We start from the raw sequence: 1,179 nt of genomic DNA on the forward strand, positions 1-1,179 counted from the left end.
CGACCAGCTCCGCGTAGGCGTCGGCCACCGTGTTCCGGGCCAGCCCCAGATCCGCCGCCAGGGAGCGCGAGGACGGCAGGCGCGCCCCCGGAGGCAGCCGCCCGCTGTCCACGGCCTCCCGCAGCGCCGCCGTCAGGGCCGCGCGGACCCCGCGGTCCCCGGGCCGCAGGTCGAGGTGGAGGTCGAGAGTGGCCCGCGAAACCATGCACGAAGTGGACCACACACGTGCGCCACCCCGGACCTACCGTCGTCGACATGACCACGACCGAGACCCGGCTGCCCGAACACACCCCCCGGATCGCCCTGCCCGAGCTCGCCCCGGACGTCTACAAGGCCATGGCCCGCTTCTCGGCCGCTGCCGGCGCGGGTCTGGAGCCCGCGCTGCTGGAGCTGGTGCGGATCCGCGCCTCCCAGCTCAACCACTGCGCCTTCTGCATCGACATGCACACGAAGGACGCGCTGGCCCGCGGCGAGACCGTGGACCGGATCGTGCAGCTGCCCGCGTGGGAGGAGTCGCGGCACTTCTACACCGCGCGCGAGGTCGCGGCGATCGCGCTGACCGAGGCCGTGACCGTGCTGACCGAAGGCTTCGTGCCCGACGCGGTGTGGGCCGAGGCCGCCGAGGTCTTCGACGAGACCGAGCTCGCCCAGCTCGTCGCGGCCATCACCGCGATCAACGCCTGGAACCGCTTCGCGGTGACCACGCGAATGGTGCCGGGGCACTACCGGCCGCGCTAGCCCCAGCCCAGCTCGTGGAGGGTCTCCTCGTCGATGCCGAAGTGGTGGGCGATCTCATGCACGACGGTCACGGCGACCTCGTGGACCACGTCCTCCTCGGTTTCGCAGATCGCGAGGATCGCCTCCCGGAAGATCGTGATCCGGTCCGGCAACACACCGCCGTAGTCGCTGGTCCGCTCGGTGAGCGCCACGCCCTCGTAGAGCCCGAGCAGCTCCGGGTCCTCCGGGTGCCGGTCCTCGACCAGCACCACCACGTTGTCCATCGCGGCGGTGAGCCGAGGCGGCACCTCGTCGAGCGCGTCGGAGACCAGCTCCTCGAACCGCTCCCGGTCCACCCGTGGCACTAGGGCGCCGGCGGGGTGAGGATCTCCGGGAGCACCGGGGGTGCGGGTGCCGGGGGCACCTCCTCCGCAGGCGGGGCGGGCACCTCGCCGGAGGGGG

At 72.9% G+C, this 1,179-nt stretch carries 3 protein-coding genes; 1 reads left to right on the plus strand and 2 read right to left on the minus strand.

Annotated features, from left to right (window positions below):
• The coding region (locus tag H5J29_RS33555) for a GntR family transcriptional regulator (protein ID WP_181784888.1) at window positions 1-205 on the minus strand (205 nt) is incomplete at its 3' end.
• A gap of 50 nt (window positions 206-255) precedes the next feature.
• Between H5J29_RS33555 and H5J29_RS33560 the strand changes: the two genes are divergently transcribed.
• On the plus strand, window positions 256-738 hold the full coding sequence (locus H5J29_RS33560) for a carboxymuconolactone decarboxylase family protein (protein ID WP_181784889.1): 483 nt from the start codon (window positions 256-258) through the stop codon (window positions 736-738).
• On the opposite strand, the gene H5J29_RS33565 is transcribed toward H5J29_RS33560, so the two are convergent.
• Window positions 735-1,082 (minus strand): metallopeptidase family protein, encoded by a 348-nt coding sequence (locus tag H5J29_RS33565; RefSeq protein WP_376768605.1) that lies wholly within the window; start codon window positions 1,080-1,082, stop codon window positions 735-737. The genes H5J29_RS33560 and H5J29_RS33565 overlap by 4 nt on opposite strands.
• Window positions 1,083-1,179: the final 97 nt, after the last annotated feature.

It is taken from the genome of Pseudonocardia pini (assembly GCF_013870575.1).
GTDB classification, from domain to species: Bacteria; Actinomycetota; Actinomycetes; order Mycobacteriales; family Pseudonocardiaceae; genus Pseudonocardia; species Pseudonocardia pini.